The sequence below is a fragment of the Nitratidesulfovibrio liaohensis genome (assembly GCF_011682075.1).
Taxonomy (GTDB): Bacteria; Desulfobacterota; Desulfovibrionia; order Desulfovibrionales; family Desulfovibrionaceae; genus Cupidesulfovibrio; species Cupidesulfovibrio liaohensis.
The window spans coordinates 1-3277 of the sequence record NZ_VSMK01000312.1 but is presented as its reverse complement, the minus strand read 5'-3'; the positions used below and the strand labels follow the sequence as shown (position 1 = coordinate 3277).

The following is a 3277-nucleotide window of genomic DNA, read 5'->3' as shown; positions in this document are numbered from 1 at the left end:
GACGCTCTTCCGAGCGGCGCCATGTCCGCGCGCGGTGCGTGGTTCGAACGCCTGCGCAGCGACCCCAAGGCCGCCGTGCCCGCCCTGGCCCTGCTGCTGGCCGTGTTCCTGGTGCTGCCGTGGGTGGTTTCCACCTACCAGACCAACATCATGATTTCGGCGCTGCTCTACGTGATGCTGGGCCTTGGCCTGAACATCGTGGTGGGCCTTTCGGGCCAGCTGGTGCTGGGCTACGTGGCCTTCTACGCCGTGGGCGCCTACGCCTACGCCATCCTGAACAGCAACTTCGGCCTCGGCTTCTGGTCGGTGCTGCCCATCGGCGGGGCCATGGCCGCGCTGTTCGGCATCCTGCTGGGCTTTCCGGTGCTGCGGCTGCGCGGTGACTACCTGGCCATCGTCACCCTGGGCTTTGGCGAAATCATCCGCCTGGTGCTGGAGAACTGGAGCAGCTTCTCGCAGGGGCCCAGCGGCATCGCCAACATCGAGCGGCCCGGCCTGCTGGGCATGCAGCTTTCGGTCAGCGACGCCACCACCTACATCTACTACCTCATCCTGGCGGCGGTCATCGTCACCATTCTTGCGGTGACGCGCCTGAAGAACTCGCGCATCGGCCGTGCGTGGCAGGCCCTGCGCGAGGACGAGATAGCCTGTCAGGCCATGGGCATCGACATCACCACCACCAAGCTCACCGCGTTCGCGCTGGGCGCGTGCTGGGCGGGCTTCGCGGGGGTCATCTTCGCGGCCAAGACCACCTTCATCAACCCGGCCAGCTTCACCTTCCTGGAATCGGCCATGGTGCTCGCCATGGTGGTGCTGGGGGGCATGGGCTCGGTCATCGGGGTATCGGTGGGCGCGCTGGTGCTCATCCTGCTGCCCGAATACCTGCGCGCGTTTTCCGAGTACCGCATGCTCATCTTCGGCGCGACCATGGTGCTGATGATGGTCTTCCGCCCGCAGGGCCTCGTTTCGCCGGGGCGCACCAAGTACAACGTGCCCGACGCCGAAGGCGCCGGTGCTGACGCGGCGCGCCCCGCCGCCGGAGGCAACGCCTGATGTCCGCAACCACCGCCAACGCGGCTGCCGCCGTACTCGACGTCCGCTCCATTTCCATGAACTTCGGGGGCCTGCGCGCCCTGAACGAGGTTGACCTGCAGGTGCGCCAGGGCGAGATCGTGGCGCTCATCGGTCCCAACGGCGCAGGCAAGACCACGTTCTTCAACTGCATCACCGGCATCTACGTGCCCACCGAAGGCACCGTGCACGTGACCCCGCGCGACGGGCGCACCGTCACCGTCAACGGCCTGAAGGCCAGCCAGGTCACCGCGCTGGGCATGTCGCGCACCTTCCAGAACATCCGGCTGTTCCCCACCATGAGCGTGCTGGAAAACGTGATGATCGGGCGCCATTGCCGCACCCGTGCGGGCATTCTGGGCGCGCTGCTGCGCGACCCCAGGACCCGCGCCGAAGAACAGCGCATCGTGGAAGAAAGCTACGCGCTGCTCAAAAGCGTGAATCTGCACCAGCACTACAAGGACGAGGCGCGCAACCTGCCGTACGGCGCCCAGCGCAGGCTGGAGATTGCCCGCGCGCTGGCCACGGAACCCTTCCTGCTCTGCCTTGACGAACCCGCCGCGGGCATGAACCCGCAGGAAACCCACGAACTCAAGGAACTCGTCATCGAGATCCGCGAGCGACACGAACTTTCCGTGCTGCTCATCGAGCACGACATGAGCATGGTCATGTCGCTGTCGGACCGCATCTACGTCATGGAGTACGGTTCGAAGATCGCCGAGGGCACCCCCGAGGAAGTGAGCAAGAATCCCAGGGTCATCAAGGCCTACCTGGGCGAGGAATCCCATGCTTGAGCTGCGTAACGTCAATGCCTTCTACGGCAACATCCAGGCCCTGCGCGACATCAACCTGACCATCGGCCAGGGCGAGATCGTCACCCTCATCGGCGCCAACGGCGCGGGCAAGACCACCACGCTGATGACCGTATGCGGCGCGGTGCCCCCGCGCACCGGCGAGGTGCTTTTCGAGGGCAAGCCCATCCACACCATGAAGCCCAACGAGATCGTGCGTCTGGGCATCAGCCAGGTGCCGGAAGGTCGGTTGATCTTCCCCGACCTGACGGTGCAGGAAAACCTGGACCTTGGCGCATTTCTGCGCAACGACAAGGACGGCATCGCCCGCGACCTGGACTACATTTTCGGCCTGTTCCCCATACTGGCCCAGCGCCGCAAGCAGGCGGGGGGCACCCTTTCCGGCGGCGAGCAGCAGATGCTGGCCATTTCGCGCGCCATCATGGGCAGGCCGCGCCTGCTGCTGCTGGACGAACCCTCGCTGGGCCTAGCGCCCATCATCATCCAGCAGATCTTCGACATCATCCGCAAGATCAACGCCGACGGCACCACGGTGTTCCTGGTGGAGCAGAACGCCAACCAGGCCCTGAAGATCGCCCACCGCGCGTACGTCATGGAAACCGGGCGCATCACCCTGGAAGACACGGCAGCCAACCTGCTGGTGAACGAAGACGTGAAAAAGGCCTACCTCGGCATGTAGCCGGGGCGGCCAGACACATGGCCCCGCACGCGGGGCACGAGCATTGCCTGGCGTGGGCGGTCCTTTCCGAAAGGGGAGGGCCGCTCTTTTTTGTCTGGCGGGACGGGGGAAGCGGCCTGCCGCGCCCGGAGGCCGGCAGGATGCCGGGTTTCGCCCCGGCGGGGAGCATGAACAGGGGCCGTCCGCCCCGATCCGTGCGAAGGAGGGACGGCGGCCCCGTATCTGAGCCCGTTGTTCGCGGGGCCGCCGCGACAGAGCCGCGCTCCTGGTGGACGCGGCGTTGCCGTGTTCGGTCGCGGTCAGGCGGGCAGCGGGCCGAGGACAAGCGCCGTAAGCATGGCGGAGGCCATGGCTACGGCCACGATGGTGAAGAGCAGGCGCATGGTGTCATGCCTCCCTTGTGGGTGTCGGACCGCGCCGGACTTGATCGGCGCGGCGCGGTTGCCGGTTGTTGTCTGTGGTTGAGCCGCGTGCCGATGCCAGGGCGGCGACGGCAAGGCCGGATTGCGGGGCATGAAGCTTTCCGCCGACGCTGCCGGGGCGTTGTGCCAAATCGACGAGTTCCGCCGTGGTCAGCGGGCGGCGCAGGGTGGCGGAAAGCTCGCGCACCGCCTCGACGATGGCGGGCAGTTCGTCCGGCGGTGGCAGGATGGACAGTTCGGCCAGGGCGGCGGCCACGGCGGCGACGCCGCTCTTGCGTCCCACGCCCATGCGG

General features: G+C 66.9%; 3 protein-coding genes and 1 pseudogene. 3 read left to right on the top strand and 1 reads right to left on the bottom strand.

The window, feature by feature from the left end; all coding sequences use genetic code 11:
• The 3 genes from livM to FVW27_RS11075 form a co-directional block, all read left to right on the top strand.
• On the top strand, positions 1-1053 hold a 1053-nt coding region (gene livM / locus FVW27_RS11085), incomplete at its 5' end, for a high-affinity branched-chain amino acid ABC transporter permease LivM (RefSeq protein ID WP_167125143.1).
• Complete coding sequence (locus FVW27_RS11080) at positions 1053-1865, top strand: ABC transporter ATP-binding protein (protein ID WP_167125141.1); 813 nt, start codon at positions 1053-1055, stop codon at positions 1863-1865. The genes livM and FVW27_RS11080, both read left to right, overlap by 1 nt.
• On the top strand, positions 1858-2562 hold the full coding sequence (locus FVW27_RS11075) for an ABC transporter ATP-binding protein (protein ID WP_015946238.1): 705 nt from the start codon (positions 1858-1860) through the stop codon (positions 2560-2562). The genes FVW27_RS11080 and FVW27_RS11075 overlap by 8 nt, the downstream gene beginning before the upstream one ends.
• Positions 2563-2949: 387 nt before the next feature.
• Here FVW27_RS11075 and FVW27_RS20940 read toward each other — a convergent pair.
• A pseudogene (locus FVW27_RS20940) lies at positions 2950-3277 on the bottom strand (LeuA family protein); the annotation flags it as partial.